The sequence below is a fragment of the Paraburkholderia fungorum genome, assembly GCF_046027215.1.
Taxonomy (GTDB): Bacteria; Pseudomonadota; Gammaproteobacteria; order Burkholderiales; family Burkholderiaceae; genus Paraburkholderia; species Paraburkholderia fungorum_D.
Genome location: NZ_JAQQEN010000001.1, coordinates 456,067 through 473,632, shown reverse-complemented (window position 1 = coordinate 473,632; position 17,566 = coordinate 456,067). Strand labels below are relative to the sequence as shown.

The window sequence follows — 17,566 nt, the reverse complement described above, 5'->3', positions numbered from 1 at the left end:
TGGAGACACGCTTTGCCCACTTTCCCCAGCCGCGCCGTGCCGGCCCAAACCGCCCAGACACGCGAGGCCGCACAGGGCCGCCGCTGGGTCATCGTCGCTTCGCTGTTCCTGTTCATGGTGATCAACTTCGCCGACAAGGCCGTGCTCGGTCTCGTCGCGATTCCCTTGATGCATGACATGCAGTTGACGCACAGCCAGTTCGGCCTCGTTGGCAGTGCGTTCTTTCTGTTGTTCTCGATCTCTGGCATTGCCGTTGGACTGATCGCCGACCGCGTCAACATGAAATGGCTGCTCGCCGCGCTCGCGCTGATCTGGGCCGTGGCGCAATTGCCGCTTGCGTGGCCAACCAGCTTTGCCGTGCTACTGCTGTGCCGCATCCTGCTGGGCGCGGGCGAAGGACCGGCCTCGCCGCTCGCGCTGCACGTGGTCTACACCTGGTTCGAAGACCGTGAACGCAATCTTCCCACCGTCATCGTTCAACAGGGCGCGACCGCGGGCGTCGTCATCGCGGGACCGGTGCTCACTTACATCTCGCAGCAGTGGCACTGGCATGCGTCCTTTCTGACGCTCGGCGCGGTTGGCATCGGCTGGACTGTGTTGTGGCTGTGCCTGGGCAAGACCGGCAACCAGCAGCACAACGCCTCCCCTACCTTTTCCTCCGTCCCGGCGGCTGGGGTGCAGGCAGCGTCATTGCGGTTTCGCCGCATGCTGAGCGATCGCACCGTCATCGGCGTCATGCTGCAAGGATTTGTCGGCTATTCGGTGATCGCGATCGGCTTCACGTGGGTGCCCTCCTATTTCCGCCTCGGGCTCGGCTTTCCCGCCACGCAGGCAGGCTGGCTGTTCGCGCTGCAAGTCGCCGCGCAGATACCGATCGGCATCGCACTGGCGATCTATTCGCACCGGCTGCTCAAACGCGGCGTACCGTCGAAAGTGGCGCGCGGCAAGCTGATCAGCACAGCTTTCGTGGTGAGCGGACTGGCCTACTGCTCGCTGCTGCTGGGCGCGCCGCCGTTCGCCAAAGTCGCGCTGATGGGGCTCGCCAGCGCGCTGGCGCTCCAGGCCTTCACCTTCGGTCCCATGCTGGTCGCCGAAGTGGCCCCCCTCGCTCGGCGCGCGGCGCTGCTGGCGGTCACCAACTCCATCGTCACCACCGCCGGCCTGATCGGACCGGTCGCGATGGGCAAGCTACTCGGCACGGCAGGCGAAGCACACGGCTATGAGATCGGCTTTGCCGTGACTGGCGTCCTGCTGTTGATCACCGGCGCGGCGGGTTTTGCACTGATCGATCCGCAACGTTCGAAACGGCGCATGGAAGGCGTGTCGGTCTGATACCTGCTGCAATGCTGGCCGGTGACTTTTGCGCGGGCCCCGGGCAGCGTCCTTCGTATCACGACATGCGACTCGTCGCCGCTTTTCACCCGGTATCGCTCGGGGGCCGTTGACTAATGTCATCCGGCGATACATTCTCTCTTTCACCGTCCTGGCGCATCGCCACAAGAGACGGTTCTGCGACCCAGCGGGGAGTGACCAAGCCTGTTCGACGGGAGAACCCCTGTATGCTTCGTGGATGCTCGCGGTATCTGTTCATCCGTTTTCTGGAAGCGCTCTCATCTTCCCTCGGAGTGATCGTTCTCTGGCCCTTGGATCCCGCGTTCGCCGCCTGCGACATCACGGCGCCGGTCAGCGGCCAGACCGTCACGTGCAATACCGGCGCGCCCAACCCTTCCACAACGCCCGTGGCCGCTACTGACGGCAGCGCCAACGTAACCGTCAACGTAGCGGCGGGCGCCGAACTCGATGTCACGAACAACAACGTGATCCTCGTGCGCGACCGCAGCACAGTCGTCAATCTCGGCACCCTGCAAGGCGCCGGCGACACCTTCGACGCCATTTCCGCCCAAGGCACAGGCCCCGGTCAGAATGTGCTGATCAACCGCGGCGCAATTTTCACCAGCGGCGTCGAGTCGGAAGGTATGTTCAACAGCGGCGCGGCGGTGACGATGCTCAACGACACGGCCGGCGTGATCCGCACCACGGGCAATGGATCAGCGGCCATGCATGACTTCCAGAGCCCTGGCGGTGGCACGCTGACCAACAACGGCGCGCTGTCGACGAGTGGTGACAGTTCGCCCGGCATGGCCGCGCTGACAAAAAACGACACGCTCGTCAACAACGGCTCGATCGTCACCACCGGCACTGGTTCATACGGCATGCTGACCAACGGCGACGCGGTCAGCAGCAGTGGCAACAACGTGCTGACCAACCACGGGACGATCGACCTTTACGGCGCGTCGAGCCACGGCCTGGTGTCGCTCGATACGGCGCCTGGCGTCGTGACGAACACCGGCTCGATCACTGCACACGGGCCAAACGGCCTTGGTGCGTTCCTGGCGGGCAAGACCACGTTAAACAATCTGGCGGGCGCGAGCATCGTCAGCCAGCAGGCCAACGCGATCGTGGCGAACGGCGGCGGCACCTTTACCAATGCAGGCACGATTACCGGCGCGATCAACGCGATCGCCTTTGCCAACGCGGCCGCAACCGTCACCAACAGCGGCTTGATCACCGCGACGGCGAGCCAGGCAATCAACTCCATCGGACCGTTCGACATCCTCATCAACAACACCGGCACCATCGCGGGTGGCAACGGCCGCGCGATCTGGACCGATAGCGGCAACGACACCTTCAACTGGAGTGGCGGCACCGTCACCGGCTTCGTCCGGCTCGACGCGGGCGATCACACAGCCAACCTCACCGGCCTCACTGACGCGAATCTCGCGGGCGTGCCGAGCTTCGACGGCGGGACCGGCAATGACGTGCTCACCTTCAACCGCACGTCGGCGAGTGGCCTGGGCCGCTTTATCAACTGGGAGACGGTCAACGTCACCAATGGCAGCCAGTTGACGCTCGACACCAATGGACTGACGCTTGGCGACAGCGGCACATTGACCGGCACGCTCAACGTCGATTCGACCAGCACGCTGTTTGCCGGCGGCCTGGCTGGTGCCGCGACCATCGCGCCGGCGGTGGCGGGCCAACTCGTCAACTTCAACAATGCGGGCATCATCGACCTGACCAATGGCGGCTCGAGCACGCGCGATGCACTGGTCGTCAATGGCAACTACGCCGGGCTCAACGGCCGCTTGCTGCTGCAGAGCGTGCTGGGCGGCGACGGCTCGCCGAGCGACAAACTGGTGATCGCGCAAGGCGTGGGATCAGGCAACACCTCGATCGGCGTCACCAACGTGGGCGGCTCAGGCGGAGCCACGCTCACGGACGGCATCCTCGTGGTGCAGGCAACCAACGGCGCGACGACCACCTCGACCGCATTCACGCTGCCGCGACCACTGACGGCGGGGGCTTATACCTACTACCTGTTCAAAGGTGGCGTGAGCGCGGGAACAGCGGACAACTGGTATTTGCGCTCGAGTCTGGCCGCGGCTCCGACACTGACACCAACGCCCGCGCCAACCCCAACGCCAACGCCAACACCACCCCCAACGCCAACACCAACACCAACACCAACACCAACACCAACACCAACACCAACACCAACACCTGCGCCCAGCCTCGCCGCTGCAGGCGAGCCAATCCCCGCGCCCGGCACGCCACCGTTGCCCGCGCCACCGCCGCCGGGTGCAGCCGCGACACCGCTTTACCGGATGGAAGTGCCCGTCTATGCGGAGGTGCCCGTGCTCACGCGCGAACTGGGCATCGTGCAGATCGGCACCTTTCACGATCGCCAGGGCGAGCAGTCCCTACTGAGCGAAAGCGGCCCACTACCCGCGGCATGGGCGCGCATCTGGGGCGAGCACACCACGCAGAGCAACGGCGGCGGCGCCAATCCCGAATTCAGCGGCACGATCGCGGGCGTGCAGGTGGGCCACGATCTGTACGCAGACCGCAGCGCGAGCGGCCATCGCAATCACTATGGATTTTTTATCGGCTTCGCCCGCGCTCAAGGCGATGTGAGCGGCTTCGCGCTCGGCTTTCCGGATCTGTCGGCCGGCCGGCTGTCGATCAACGCGTATAGCGCAGGCGTCTACTGGACGCATATCGGTCCCAGTGGCTGGTACACCGATGCCGTCGCCATGGGCAGTTCGCTCACGCTCGATCCGATGTCGAATCAAGGCATCGGCGCGAGTACGCATGGACATGCCATCACGACCTCGCTGGAAGCGGGCCTGCCGATTCCGTTGCGCGCTGGCCTCAGCCTGGAACCACAAGCACAACTCATCTGGCAACACGCGTCGATCAACGATCTCAACGACGGCATTTCGAATGTGTCGTTTCATGCGGCAAACGGCCTGGTGGGCCGGCTCGGCTTACGGCTTCAAAGCACGTTCGAAGGCGCGGGCGCGCAGTGGTAGCCGTATGTGCGTGCGAATCTGTGGCGCTATTTCAACGGTACCGACAGTGCGACCTTCGCCGGCACGACCGTCATTCCCACCGATGTCAGCGCGACGGCCGCCCAGTTTGGCGTCGGCGTGGTGGCGCATCTGAGCGCGCGCGGCAGCGTATTCGCTACGGCGAGTTACACGACAAATGTGAATGGCGAACACCGCAGCACCGTGGAGGGCAACCTGGGTGCCCGCTGGAGTTGGTGAACGCTCAGAACTGGTGCCGTAAGCCGGCCATCAAGCCGATCTGTGATCCTTTCTGGGCGAGCCCCACGCCGTTGACGCCCTGCAGTTGCGCGCCGATCAGGTCCCCGCGATACAACCCGTAGTCGCCTTCCAGATAGATGTCCGTGCGCTTTGACAGGTTGTAGTCGGCCATCAGCTGGTACTGCCACGCCGAGCCGTCCTGGGCGGCGGTCTTGCCGTCCTGCAGCGTGCGCCAGACGTTCGCTGCGAAGTGCCACGCGTTGCCGACCTGCTGCGTAATGCCTCCCATGATCATGCTACGCCGCGAAAAGTCCGTGTACTTGAGGGCGGCCAGCGCGGGCGCAGTGAACGGACCGTTGAAGAAATTCGAAAAACCGCGGTCGTTCTGATTGACGATGTAGCCCACCGCGAAGCGCGTCTTGTCCCACGTATACGAGCCGCCAAAAGTCCACGCCTTCTCCGCCGCGCCGTTGACCGAGTCTTTCGACTCTTCGTAAGCGGCGCCCAGCGTGAACGGACCACCCGGTGGCGCATACGCAGCCGTCGCACCGATCTGGCTGCCGTACGAATTGCCCGCATTGCCGCCGAACGCGTAACCCGCGGCGAAAAAGAAACCGTCGAATTTCGCCTGATACTGCACCTGGTTGCTGGTCCAGATGCCGCCGGTCATGGTGACTTCCGGCTGGAAGCTGAAATCGTATGGAATCCACGGGTTGCTGCCGTAACCGGCGATCGTGACGCCTTCGATCATCACGTTGTACTGACGGCCGAAAATCACCTGGCCATAAGAATTCGAGCGCACACCCACTTGCGCTTCGTTGAAGAACGGCATGTTGGGATCGCTTTGTCCGCTATTGATGTAAAAGCGGTTTTCGAGCTTGAAGAAGGTGGACCAACCGCCGCCCAGATCCTCGACGCCCTTCAGGCCCCAGCGGCTCTCTGTCGTACCGCCGTTGCCGAGCCCAAGCGAAGAATCGCCTGCTTTGTTCGCGTGGGTCAGATACCGCACGCTTTCATCGACTACGCCATAAAGCGTCACGCTGGACTGAGCGTGCGCCATCTGACACACCAGTGCTGCGGGCACGACTGCCGCCGCCCACCTGGTTACATTCCTCATGTCGTCTCCTCGTACAGGTTTCGCTTGTCGCGGATGTGGTTCGTTTGCCTGGGCGGTTCGGGCACGCATCGGCCACGTCCTTGTTCGTGGCGCATGACGGCGGCCGCAGCGACGCAGCAGCCGATGCAGCGCATCCGAATGAGCTGACGAAAGGCGCGTGGGGTGAACCTTATCGCGAAACAGGAGGAGTAAGAAAAACAGACTGCACGGGTGTTGTAAGTCAGCGAAACACTTGCAGTCTGTAAGAAGCACGCGTAGGCGGAGGGGTCATCGCGTTACAGTGCTGAGGGTTTTGATATCGTATGCCGTCCGTCAGCCCGGCCCCCCGCCCCTTCGTTCTCGCCACTATTGCCCATGAGCACCACCGCCCTGCCCGCGCGCCGCGCGCCCGATAGCTTCGCCGTCCTGCTGATGATCGGGTTGTGCGCGATCTGGGGACTCCAGCAAGTCGCGATCAAGAGCACCAATGCGTCGCTGCCACCCGTTTTCCAGGCCGGCTTGCGCTCCGCCATCGCCGCCTTGCTGGTCTGGGGCTGGGCGCGTTCGCGAGGCACGCCGCTGTTTCGCGACGATGGCACGCTAGGCGCGGGTTTGCTCGCGGGCGTGCTATTCGCCGGCGAATTCGTGTGTATTTTCCTCGGCCTGACGCTGACCAGCGCCTCGCGGATGGCGGTGTTTCTGTACACGGCGCCATGCTTCACGGCGCTCGGGCTGCACTGGTTTGTCGATGGCGAGCGGATGCGGCGCACCCAGTGGCTGGGCATCTTCGTGGCGTTCGCGGGCATCGCGCTGGCTTTCGCGGACGGCTTCCTGCACGGTCACGCGGCGCAGAGCTCGATGCTAACCGGCGTGGCCGGCGACGCTCTCGGCGTGCTGGCCGGCATTGCGTGGGCCGCGACCACCGTGGTGGTGCGCGCGAGCCGGCTGGCTCATTCGAGCGCCAGCAAGACGCTGTTCTATCAATTGACGGTATCGGCGGTGATATTGCTCGCGCTCGCGCTGGCACTCGGCCAGGCACGGGTGGAGAACGTCACGCCGCTGGCGGTGATCAGCCTTGGTTATCAAGCGGTGATTGTGGCGTTCATCAGCTATCTGACGTGGTTCTGGCTGCTCACGCGTTATATCGCGTCGCGCCTCTCGGTATTCTCGTTCCTGACGCCTTTGTTCGGCGTGACCTTCGGCGTATTGCTGCTCGGCGAATCGTTCAGCCTGCGCTTCCTGATGGCCGCGGCACTGGTGCTGGCCGGCATCGCACTGGTCAACGCGCCTGCGAAGCGGGCAGCTGCTTAGGATCGGTGTTCAGGTACGCAGACACAGTTCTTGACGGAAGCGCGCTTCCTTCAAGGCTGTGCCGCTGACCTCAGGCTTCGTCGGATTCCGCCGCTGCCGCGCCACGCGACGGCGACGCCGCCACCACCTGCGCCACCCGCACGTATTCGATCACCGGCACGTCTTCGGCGCGGCGTTGCAGGTCGAAGCCGAGTGCCTCGAAATCCACCGTGTCGCGGAATGCGGCCAGCGTATTGCGCAGCATCTTGCGACGTTGCGAGAATGCCGCCGTCACCACTTCGCCGAGCACGCGCTCGTCCACCACGGGCAGCTCGTGCAGTTCGTACGGGATCATCCGCACGATGGCCGAATCGACCTTCGGCGGCGGCTGGAACGCTTCGGGCGGCACGTCGAGTTGCTTGTCGATCACGTAACGGTATTGCAGCATCACCGACAGCCGGCTGAACGCCTTGGTGCCCGGCTCCGCCACCATCCGTTCCACCACTTCGTTTTGCAGCATGAAATGCTGGTCGATCACGCGATGTGCGAACGACGTGAGGTGAAACAGCAGCGGACTGGAAATGTTGTACGGCAGGTTGCCGACAATCCGCAGCGACGCCTTCTCGCCCGGCGCGGCGAGCGTGCCGAAATCGAATGCAAGCGCATCGCCCGCATGCAGTTCGAGCAGGCCGCCGAATTTCGTCTTGAGACGCCCGATTAGATCGCGATCCAGCTCGACGGCGTGCAACGGCGCCTCAGGCGTCGCCAGACGCTCGATCAGCGGCTCGGTGAGTGCGCCAAGGCCCGGCCCGATCTCGACCATGCGCTCGCCGCGCTGCGGTCGGATCACGTCGACGATCGAATCGATCACGCCCATATCGACCAGAAAATTCTGTCCGAAACGCTTGCGCGCGATATGACCCTGGTGCCGGCCCTGTTGCTGTCTGCTGGTGGACATCGAAGAAACGCTATGAGAGAGAACTGCTTAAGAAACGGAACAGGCGGACCGCGTGAACCAACCGCGACCGCGGGAAACGCGTACGGAGCCGCATTACAAGCCGCAAATCAGCCCGCCCGGCGGTGCTGCGCCATCGACACTGCCGTATCGATCGCGGCGATCAGACTGCCCGCGTCGGCGCGGCCGGTGCCGGCCAGATCGAGCGCGGTGCCATGATCGACCGACGTGCGGATGATCGGCAAGCCAAGTGTGATGTTAATGCCTTCGCCGAAAGTCGCATATTTCAGCACCGGCAGGCCTTGATCGTGGAACATCGCCAGCACGCAATCGGCTTCGTTCAGATAGCGCGGCTGGAATAGCGTGTCGGCCGGATAGGGGCCGCGCGCGTCGATGCCGCGATCGTTCGCGAGCTTCAGGGCCGGCGCGATCACGTCGATTTCCTCGCGGCCCAGATAACCGTTTTCGCCCGCATGCGGATTCAGACCCGTCACGAGAATGCGCGGCGCGGGCAAACCAAAATGGTGACGCAGATCGTGATCGACGATACGCAAGGTTTCGACGATGCCTTCGACCGAAAGCGCCGCCGAGACGTCTTTCAGCGGCAGATGCGTGGTGGCGAGCGCGACCCGTAAAGGACGCTTGCCGGTCCCGGCCAGCATCATCACCACGCGCGGCGTATGCGTGCGTTCGGCCAGGTATTCCGTGTGACCGGTGAATGGCACACCGGCGTCATTGATCGTGCTCTTTTGCAGCGGCGCGGTGACGATTGCGTCGTACGTGCCGCCCATTGCGCCGTCGATCGCGCTGTCGAGCAATTCGAGCACATAACGGCCGTTGGCCGCGTCGAGCTTACCCGCCAGCGACGCTGCGCCCAGCGGCCGATGCTGTACTCGCACGCGCTTGCCGTCAGCCAGCAACGCGGCCCAATCGACGCTCACCGCGCGCGCACGTTGGGCGAGAAGATCCGCATCGCCCAGCACGGTGAACTGCGCACTGGGCCAATGCGCCGCCGCACCGGCCAGCGCCTGCGCGGTCAGTTCAGGACCGACGCCGGCAGGTTCGCCGGTCGTGATCGCGATCTGCAACGGAAGGCGGGTGGACTGCGCGGCGGTTGTCATGATGTTTATTGCAGGCTTGCCTGGACCGGTTTCACTTCGACGTAGGCAGTATCGCGCAATTCACGCAGCCAGTCGGCGTAGGCCTGTTCCGCCTTGCGCTGACCGATCGCCTGACGCGCCAGATCCATCTGCTGCGATACCGAGCCTTCCGATTCGCGGCGGCCGAGCACCTGGATCAGGTGATAGCCGTATTCGCTGCGCACCGGGTCGCTGATCTGATTGTCCTGCAGACTGTTCATTGCGCGCTCGAATTCCGGCACCGTCTCGCCCGGGCTGATCCAGCCCAGGTCGCCACCTTGCGACGACGAACCGTCTTGCGAATACGTGTGAGCGAACTTGGCGAAGTCGCCGCCCGCAGCGATCTCGTTCTTGATTTCGAGCAGTTTCTGACGCGCTTGCGGCTCGGACATACCGTCGCCAACACGCAGCAGGATGTGGCGAACATGCGTCTGCACGAGCTTCGTCGAGTCTGCGGAGGTGGTGCCCTGACCCGAGCGACGCTCGACGAGGCGCACGATTTCGAACCCGTCACTGGTGCGGATCAGATCCGGATTCACCTCGCCCGGACGCAGCGTCGAGATCGCCTTGACGAATTCCGGCGGCAGCTTGGTCGGCGACACGAAACCGAAATCGCCGCCTTTCGACGCGTCCGGAGCCTGCGAATTGGACTTCGCGAGCTTTTCGAAGTTAGCGCCGCCCTTGGCCTCGTTCAGCAAGGCCTGGGCCTTTTGCTGCGCGGCTTCGATGTCGGTTTCCGACGCGTTCAGCGGCGCCTTCACGAAGATGTGCTGCACATGCAGATCGCTCGTCAGACCGGCGTTCGGGCCGCGCTGACTGGCGATATAGTTCGCGACCTCGGCATCCGACACCGTGACCTTGCTATCTACTTCTTTCTCGCGCAGGCGCGAGAGCGTGAGCTCGGTACGCGCGTCGCTCATGAAAGTGGTCCAGGGCACGCCTTGCGCCTCGATGCGCGCGCGGTACATCTCGAGCGTCAGGTTATTCGCCTGCGCGAGACGTTCGAGCGTTTTTTGCACGGCGGCGTCGTCGATGCTGATGTTATCTTCCTTCGCCTTCTGCAACTGGATGCGCTCCAGCACCATCTGGTTGAGCACCTGCTGGCGCAGCTGGTCCATTGGCGGGATCGGCGCGTTCTGCTGGTTCAGCCGGCGGGTGATCAGGCCCATGCGCTCGTCGAGCTCGCGCCGCGTAATGACACCGTTGTTGACCACTGCGGCAATGGTGTCGACCGTCTGGCCGCCATTGCTGGAGAGCGCCTGCGCCTGAACCGGCGCAACCGACAGGAAAGACGCCGCGGCGGCGAGACCGGCCGCAAGCGTTGCCAAGCGAAGCTTTTTCATGATTGCCACAGATACTCCAATGATGTCGGGCGCGCCTGGCCCGTCTTTTCGCATTTTTTGAATGATCGCTATCGGGCAAGCGTCATTCGTAATTGGTGAAACGCGCTTCCGGCGGCGGCGGCGGCGGCAACGGTGTGTAGCCTTGCACGCTGGTGCGGAATGCGGAAATCAGCCCGTTGTCGACGCTCGACAAGCCCTTGAACGTCAACTGCGCGAGAAACCGCGTGCTCGACTGATTCTGCCCCGATGTGTTCAGACCGTTCGCATAGCGCTGGACCCCAGCGCCGAGCGTCCAGCAGTCGGCATCGTATTGCAGGCCGACAAGGCCGTCGACAATCCGATGCCCGCCCAGGTCGTAATTGAAACGGGCCACCCCGAACACGCGGTGTGACAACGGCCATTGCCCGGAGACCAGCACCTGGTTGATCGGCTGGTTATCCAGCGTGGTGTTCGCGCGGGTGTAGCGATACGCGACGTTGATCACCCTGCCGGTGCCGGGGCTGAACCCGAAGCCGACGCTCGTCTTGACCAACTGGTTGTTGTCGGCATTATATTGGAACGCCGTTTCCGAAGCGAAACCGGCCCCAAGCTTGAGTGACGCACCCACGATCAGGTCCGAATGTGTGGCTTGCGTGCTGGTCTGCGTAGGCAGCAGCGTGACGCGCTGATCCTGGAAGTAATACTGCTGCGCGATCACGAAACGCGCGCGTTCGTCGCCCGTGGCCGGGTTGATGAAGCGCGTGGTGATGGCTGCGGTCAAACGGTTCGCGTCGGCGATCCGGTCGTTGCCGACGAAGGTGTTCGGCGTGAAGATTTCCGCCAGCCCGAAGTCGGAATCGGCCGTATCGAACAGCGGCGCGTTGTTCTGATTACGGTACGGCGTGTAGACGTAGTAAAGCCGCGGCTCCAGCGTCTGGATGTAATCCTGGCCGAAGATGCGCACCGAACGGTCGAAAATCAGCCCCGTATCGAAGCTCAGCGTCGGGATCGATTCGGTGAAATTCTTCGGCGTGCCGGGCGTGGCGATATTGTTCAGGTCGTACGACGCGAAGTGCCACTGCACCTTCGGCGTCACGAAGTAACCCGGCCCAACCACCGAGTACGACAGGTACGGGTTGAACATCACCCGCTGCCCTTGGGTCGTGTCCGCGGTGGTGATGCGGAAATTCGTATAGTCCGCTTCCGCGCCGTAGTCGAAACCGCCGACGTTGTACTTCGCGTACTTCACGTTCAACTGCGGTTCGCGGCCGTACGGCGCCACCGATGGCGTCAGCGTTTGCCAGTGCTGCTCGCGCGCCAGCACCGACCACGGCCCGTTGTTATAGGTCAACCCGGCTTCCTGTTGATACAGGAGCTGGGTGCCGTTCATGAACTGGCTGACTGACGACGACAGGTCTTCCGGATAGGTATTGTCCGAAACCTTGTTGTAGTAGATGTAGCCGCCGAACCCGTCACCGAAGTTCTGGTTGTGCTGGATGTACAGCGCGTAGCGGTTGGTCTTCGTCAGGCGGTCGTCCGGCAGGAACTCGCCGGTAATCGAGCCGGAATAAGTTGGCGACAGGTAGCGGAAGGTCGACTGCAGCTGCACACCACGCTTCGAGATCAGACGCGGTGTGACCGTCAGATCGCGATTCGGCGCAAGGTTGAAGTAATACGGTACGGACAGTTCGAAGCCATTCGACGAACTGAGCGAGAACGTGGGCGGCAGCACGCCGCTACGCCGTTCGCCGGACAGCGGGAACGACAGCCACGGGGAAGCGAACACCGGCACGCCCTGAAAGAACAGCACGCCGTTGTACGCGACACCTTCGTCCGCGCCGGTGTCGAAATCGAACTCGCTGCCTTTGATATACCAGGCTGGGTCGTCCGCGCATTCACAGGCCGTGTACGTGCCCTTCGTGAAAACCGAGCGCTCGTTGTCGAGCAGATCGACACGCTCCGCGCTGCCCGAGCCGCCCGTCAGGTTGAAGTGGTATTTCGGCGCGGTCATGAAGCCTTCGCTCGAATCCACCCGCACGTGCGCTTCTGGCCCGACGAAAGTATTGCCGTTATTGACGACGTGGACCTGGCCGTATGCGTCGGCCATGTCCGTGTCCTGATCGTAGTGCAGCGCGTCGGCCTTGATCACGACCGTATTGCGGCGCACCTCGGCCGAACCTTTGGCCGCCATGTCCTGATCGGTGGTGCCGCTGGTGGTGTCGCCGAGCACGAACGTGGCCGGCTTCTGGCCCGGCTGCAACGGATGTTCTTCGAGCTGCGGGGCGAGCTGCATGCCCCAGGGCGCGTCGATCGGCTGCGGCTGCGCGGCTTCCCCCACCAACTGGGCGTGCGAAAGCGCGGGCATCAGGCCCGGAACGGCGATCAACGCCGCGACGAGCCGCCTTTTGCGCGGCACGCCGTCACAAGAGGGAGTCGTTTGGGAAAGCTGTCTAGGCGGCATGTATCGTTTGGCGAATCGGCCCGTCCGTCAGCTTCTGCAGTCACGATCCACCGCCTGCACATCCCGACCGTGACAGTCGGCTGTACATCAATATTTACAATCTGTCGAACAGTGAGGCGGGCGGTAAAGCGGAACACGCAAAAGCTGGCGTGAGTCGCGTCAAAAAAGTCGTGGGGTATTATATGGCAAGACGTTGCCCCCCTGAATTTGCCGCCGGTTTTCATGACGCTGCCCTCATCCCAAGACTCCACCCAAGATTCCACCGACAGCCGCCTCGAACTGCTCACAGCCTGGCTGAACGGCCATGCACAGCGCTATGCGCTGGAGCTCGACACGCTAGCACCGGCTTCATCCGACGCCAGTTTTCGCCGTTATTTCCGGCTCGCCGGCAAGGCGGCGGAAGGCGACAGTATCGGCACGGTGATCGCCGTCGATGCGCCACCGCCGGAAAAGTGCCGCGAATTTGTGCAGGTTGCCCAGCTGCTCGGCGCCGCCGGCGTGCATGTGCCGCGCGTGCTGGAGGCCGACTTCGACGCCGGTTTCATGCTCGTCACTGATCTCGGCAGCGCCGCGTACCTCGGCGCGCTCAAAAATGCCGATCCGCGTGAGGCCCGCACGCTGATGCGCGACGCGCTCGATGCACTGATCCGCTGGCAGCTCGCTTCGCGTGAAAACGTGTTGCCACCGTTCGACGAAGCCTTCCTGCGCCGCGAAATGGAATTGATGCCGGAATGGTTCATCGGCCGGCATCTGGGCCGTGAGGTCGACGAACGGACCCGCGGGCTGCTCGATCGCACCTTTGCGCTGCTGATCGCGAGCGCCCGCGCGCAGCCGCAGGTGTTCATGCTGCGCGATTTCATGCCGCGCAATCTGATGATCGCCACGCCCAATCCCGGCGTGCTCGACTTCCAGGACGCGGTCTACGGTCCGATTACTTACGACGCCGCGTCGTTGTTGCGCGACGCCTTCCTCAGTTGGGACGAAGAATTCGAACTGGATTGCTTCGTCTACTACTGGGAGCGCGCGAAAAAAGCCGGGTTGCCGGTCGATCCGGACTTCGGCGAGTTCTATCGGCAGCTCGAATGGATGGGCCTGCAACGGCACATCAAGGTGCTGGGCCTGTTCTGCCGGATCCATTACCGCGACGGCAAACCGCACTACATGGCGGATCTGCCGCGTTTCATCGGCTACGCACGCAAGGTCGCCGAACGGTACGCACCGCTGCGTCCGTTCGCGAAGCTGCTCGACGAGCTCGAAGGGCGCGCGAATGAAGTCGGCTATACGTTCTGACCGATGACGAACACCCTGAAGAAAGCGATGATTTTCGCCGCGGGCCGCGGCGAACGCATGCGTCCGCTGACTGACACATGTCCGAAGCCCTTACTCGAAGCCGCCGGCAAGCCGCTGATCGTGTGGCAGATCGAACGGCTCGCGCGAGCCGGTTTTCAGACTATCGTGATCAATCACGCATGGCTCGGCGAACGGATCGAAGCCGCACTCGGCGACGGTTCGCGCTGGGGCGTGCAGTTGCGCTACTCGGCCGAACAGGAAGCGCTCGAAACCGCGGGCGGGATCGTGCAGGCGCTGCCGCTGCTGGAAGATCACGGCGCGAGCGAAGTGTTCGTCGCCGTCAGCGGTGACGTCTATGCCGATTTCGATTACGCCGCGTTGGCCGCTCCCGCCGACGCGCTCTCGCGGTCGCCCGAACCGGGCATGCATCTGGTGATGGTGCCGAATCCGGCGTTCCATCCGAACGGCGACTTCGGTCTGGTCGACGGCGTGCTCTCGCTCGAGGCGCAGCCGTGCCTGACGTTCGGCAATATCGGGCTGTACGACACCCGCATGTTTCGCGATCTGCCGCGCGGCACGCGCCGTGCGCTCACGCCCTACTATCGCGACACGATTGCGCGCGGCCTTGCGAGTGGCGAGTTGTATGACGGCGTGTGGGAGAACGTCGGCACGCCTGCACAATTGCAGGCGTTGGATCAACGTCTGAACGCGCGCTAAGCAAAAAAACGCCGGACGTTCATCATCGCCCGGCGCTTTACGTTTCCCCGCTTAGCCGCGGTTACCGGTTCACCGCTCGTTATCCCCCGCACCAACCGTTTCGGGCGCTTCCGGCGCCTCTGCCGCGCGTTGCTGCTGCAAAGCCCACATCTGCGCGAACAGTCCGTTCGCGCTGAGCAATTCGGCGTGCGTACCGCGCTCGACGATTCGCCCCTTGTCCATCACGATGATCTGTTGAGCGTGCACCACGGTCGAAAGCCGGTGCGCGATGATCAGCGTCGTGCGCTCCCGTGCAATCTGATCGAGTTCGTGCTGGATGGCGCGCTCCGAGCGCGAATCGAGCGCGGAAGTGGCCTCGTCGAATAGCAGGATCGGCGGGTTCTTAAGAATCGTTCGCGCAATCGCGACGCGTTGTTTTTCGCCGCCGGACAATTTCAGGCCACGTTCGCCGACAGGCGTGTCGTACCCCTTCGGCAAACCTTCGATGAACTCGTGAATATGCGCTGCGCGCGCCGCCGCGATCACTTCGTCGCGCGTCGCCGAGGGACGGCCGTAGGCAATGTTGTAGTAGATCGAGTCGTTGAACAGCACTGTGTCCTGCGGCACGATGCCGATCGACGCACGCAGCGAATCCTGCGTGACGTCGCGAATATCCTGACCGTCGATGGTGATCGCGCCGCCGCTGCCGCGATCGAGATCGTAGAAGCGGAACATCAGCCGCGCGAGCGTCGACTTGCCTGAACCGCTGTGGCCCACCACCGCGGTCGTCGTGCCGGCCGGAATATTAAAACTCACGTCGTGCAGAATCTGCCGCGCCGGTTCATATGCGAAGTTCACACGCTCGAAGCGCACCTGCGCGCCGCTCACCTGCAACGCGGGCGCGTCCGGCACATCGGGCACTTCCTGCGCGGCGCCGAGCAGGGTGAACATGCGGTCCATGTCGGTGAGACTCTGCTTCAACTCCCGATACACCACGCCGAGAAAATTCAGCGGAATGTAGAGCTGCAACATGAAGGTATTGATCAGCACCAGATCGCCTAGAGTGAGGCGCCCCGCCATCACGCCTTGAGTCGCACGCCACAGAATGAACACGAGCCCCGTGCCGATGATCGCCTGCTGCCCGAAGTTCAATGCCGACAGCGAGCGTTGCGACTTGATCGCCGCCGTGCGATAGCGCTTGAGATTTTCGTCGTAGCGCTGCGCTTCCCACTCTTCGTTGCCGAAGTACTTCACGGTTTCGTAGTTCAGCAGCGAATCGATCGCGCGCGAATTCGCCCGCGAATCGAGATCGTTCATCGTGCGGCGAAAATGCGTGCGCCACTCGGTGACTTTCACCGTGAAGGCAATGTAGACGGCGAGCGCGATGAACGTGACGACCGCGTAATACGCCTCGTATTTGACGACAAAAAATCCGAGCACGAGACCGACTTCGACGAGCGTAGGCAGGATGCTATAGAGCGAATACGAAATGAGTTGAGTGATGCCGCGCGTGCCGCGTTCGATATCGCGCGACATGCCGCCCGTCTGCCGGTCGAGATGAAACCGCAACGACAGCGCGTGCAAATGGCGGAACACCTTCAGCGCGAGTTGCCGCACCGCGCTCTCGGTTACCTTTGAAAACAGGATCTCGCGCAGCTCGGTGAAGAGCGACGTGGACAGCCGCACCACGGCATACGCGACCACCAGCAAGCCGACACCACCCAGCAGGATGATGCCGGGCGCGTCGTGCGCGCGGCCGAGCGCGGTCAGATGCTGCACCGAGGCGAGACCGTCGACGATCCGCTTCATCACGATCGGCACGCCCAGATTGGCGACCTTTGCGCCGATCAGACAGCTCAGGGCGAAACCGACACGCCATTTGTAGGTGGCGAGGTAAGGCAGCAGTGACAGGATCGTTTGCCAGTCGTTGCGCGGCTGGGTGGAGATCGGCGAGGGTTCGGATGAGGGCGTGCGGCGCATGGAATCGGCTGGGGAGAGTGTGGAAGCGACGGAGTTCGCAGCGGCGCGCCCGAGCGGCAGCGAGCCAACCCGGCTCACTGGTTTTCGTCGCGCGACCCGGCTGGGCGCTTTCCCGTACAATTCCTGATCTTTCTATTGTCGCAGAAGCCGGCTGGCGCCGCTTTTCATGGGCCGTCCGGCCGTTGGTTGCACGTGGATCGTGCTGCCGAGTCATGTAGTTGTCGTGAGATCCCCCGCCTGCTGGTCGAGCCGACCGAGCCAATACGTTACTCAAGGGTGCCCCGATGACCGATATTCTCCAACTCCCGCAAAAACATTGTGCCTTGCGCGTCGTGCCGCAGCCGTCCGACGCGAACGTTCACGGCGACGTGTTCGGCGGCTGGATCATGGCTCAGGTGGATATCGCCGGCTCGATTCCGGCGAGCCGCCGCGCCAACGGGCGGGTGGCGACCATCGCGGTCAATTCGTTCGTCTTCAAGCAGCCCGTGTTCGTCGGCGATCTGCTGAGCTTTTACGCGGATATCGTCAAGACCGGCAACACCTCGGTGACGGTCGCCGTCGAGGTCTACGCGCAGCGCATGAGCCTGACCGAAGACGTGGTGAAGGTGACCGAGGCGACCCTGACCTACGTCGCAACCGATAGCGACCGGCGCCCGCGGGCCCTGCCGGCGCTGGACTGATAGCACTGATAGCAGCGGGGCCACTGAACGCAATCGAGGCGCCTGAG

At 63.2% G+C, this 17,566-nt stretch carries 13 protein-coding genes; 7 read left to right on the top strand and 6 right to left on the bottom strand.

Annotated elements, in window-relative coordinates; all coding sequences use genetic code 11:
• Positions 1-12: 12 nt before the first annotated feature.
• From PQR27_RS02095 to PQR27_RS02085, 3 genes are all read left to right on the top strand, one after another.
• Positions 13-1,332 (top strand): MFS transporter, encoded by a 1,320-nt coding sequence (locus tag PQR27_RS02095; protein ID WP_408522076.1) that lies wholly within the window; start codon positions 13-15, stop codon positions 1,330-1,332.
• A gap of 227 nt (positions 1,333-1,559) precedes the next feature.
• Complete coding sequence (locus PQR27_RS02090; protein ID WP_408522075.1) at positions 1,560-4,373, top strand: autotransporter family protein; 2,814 nt, start codon at positions 1,560-1,562, stop codon at positions 4,371-4,373.
• Positions 4,374-4,379: 6 nt separating this feature from the next.
• Positions 4,380-4,610, top strand: a complete 231-nt coding sequence (locus PQR27_RS02085; protein ID WP_408522074.1) for an autotransporter outer membrane beta-barrel domain-containing protein — start codon at positions 4,380-4,382, stop codon at positions 4,608-4,610.
• A gap of 4 nt (positions 4,611-4,614) precedes the next feature.
• Here the strand turns inward: PQR27_RS02085 and PQR27_RS02080 are convergent, their stop codons facing one another.
• Positions 4,615-5,727, bottom strand: a complete 1,113-nt coding sequence (locus tag PQR27_RS02080; protein ID WP_408522073.1) for a porin — start codon at positions 5,725-5,727, stop codon at positions 4,615-4,617.
• 354 nt (positions 5,728-6,081) lie between these two features.
• Here PQR27_RS02080 and PQR27_RS02075 point away from each other — a divergent pair, with 354 nt between their 5' ends.
• A complete protein-coding gene (locus PQR27_RS02075; RefSeq protein ID WP_408522072.1) occupies positions 6,082-7,017 on the top strand; it encodes a DMT family transporter in 936 nt (311 codons plus the stop codon).
• 70 nt (positions 7,018-7,087) lie between these two features.
• On the opposite strand, the gene rsmA is transcribed toward PQR27_RS02075, so the two are convergent.
• From rsmA to lptD, 4 genes are all read right to left on the bottom strand, one after another.
• On the bottom strand, positions 7,088-7,954 hold the full coding sequence (rsmA, locus tag PQR27_RS02070; RefSeq protein WP_408522071.1) for a 16S rRNA (adenine(1518)-N(6)/adenine(1519)-N(6))-dimethyltransferase RsmA: 867 nt from the start codon (positions 7,952-7,954) through the stop codon (positions 7,088-7,090).
• A gap of 107 nt (positions 7,955-8,061) precedes the next feature.
• Positions 8,062-9,072, bottom strand: a complete 1,011-nt coding sequence (gene pdxA, locus PQR27_RS02065) for a 4-hydroxythreonine-4-phosphate dehydrogenase PdxA (protein WP_408522070.1) — start codon at positions 9,070-9,072, stop codon at positions 8,062-8,064.
• Positions 9,073-9,077: 5 nt separating this feature from the next.
• On the bottom strand, positions 9,078-10,442 hold the full coding sequence (locus PQR27_RS02060; protein WP_408522069.1) for a peptidylprolyl isomerase: 1,365 nt from the start codon (positions 10,440-10,442) through the stop codon (positions 9,078-9,080).
• Between the two features lie 73 nt (positions 10,443-10,515).
• The gene (gene lptD, locus PQR27_RS02055) at positions 10,516-12,873 is read right to left on the bottom strand and encodes an LPS-assembly protein LptD (RefSeq protein ID WP_408522068.1); all 2,358 of its coding nucleotides are present in this window, start codon (positions 12,871-12,873) and stop codon (positions 10,516-10,518) included.
• Between the two features lie 222 nt (positions 12,874-13,095).
• Here lptD and PQR27_RS02050 point away from each other — a divergent pair, with 222 nt between their 5' ends.
• Positions 13,096-14,163: an aminoglycoside phosphotransferase family protein gene (locus PQR27_RS02050; RefSeq protein WP_408522067.1), complete on the top strand. Its 1,068-nt coding sequence runs from the start codon at positions 13,096-13,098 to the stop codon at positions 14,161-14,163.
• Positions 14,164-14,166: 3 nt separating this feature from the next.
• Complete coding sequence (gene murU, locus PQR27_RS02045) at positions 14,167-14,880, top strand: N-acetylmuramate alpha-1-phosphate uridylyltransferase MurU (RefSeq protein ID WP_408522066.1); 714 nt, start codon at positions 14,167-14,169, stop codon at positions 14,878-14,880.
• A gap of 69 nt (positions 14,881-14,949) precedes the next feature.
• On the opposite strand, the gene PQR27_RS02040 is transcribed toward murU, so the two are convergent.
• On the bottom strand, positions 14,950-16,839 hold the full coding sequence (locus PQR27_RS02040) for an ABCB family ABC transporter ATP-binding protein/permease (protein ID WP_408525380.1): 1,890 nt from the start codon (positions 16,837-16,839) through the stop codon (positions 14,950-14,952).
• Positions 16,840-17,123: 284 nt separating this feature from the next.
• On the opposite strand from PQR27_RS02040, the gene PQR27_RS02035 reads away from it, so the two are divergent.
• A complete protein-coding gene (locus PQR27_RS02035) occupies positions 17,124-17,519 on the top strand; it encodes an acyl-CoA thioesterase (RefSeq protein WP_408522065.1) in 396 nt (131 codons plus the stop codon).
• Positions 17,520-17,566: the final 47 nt, after the last annotated feature.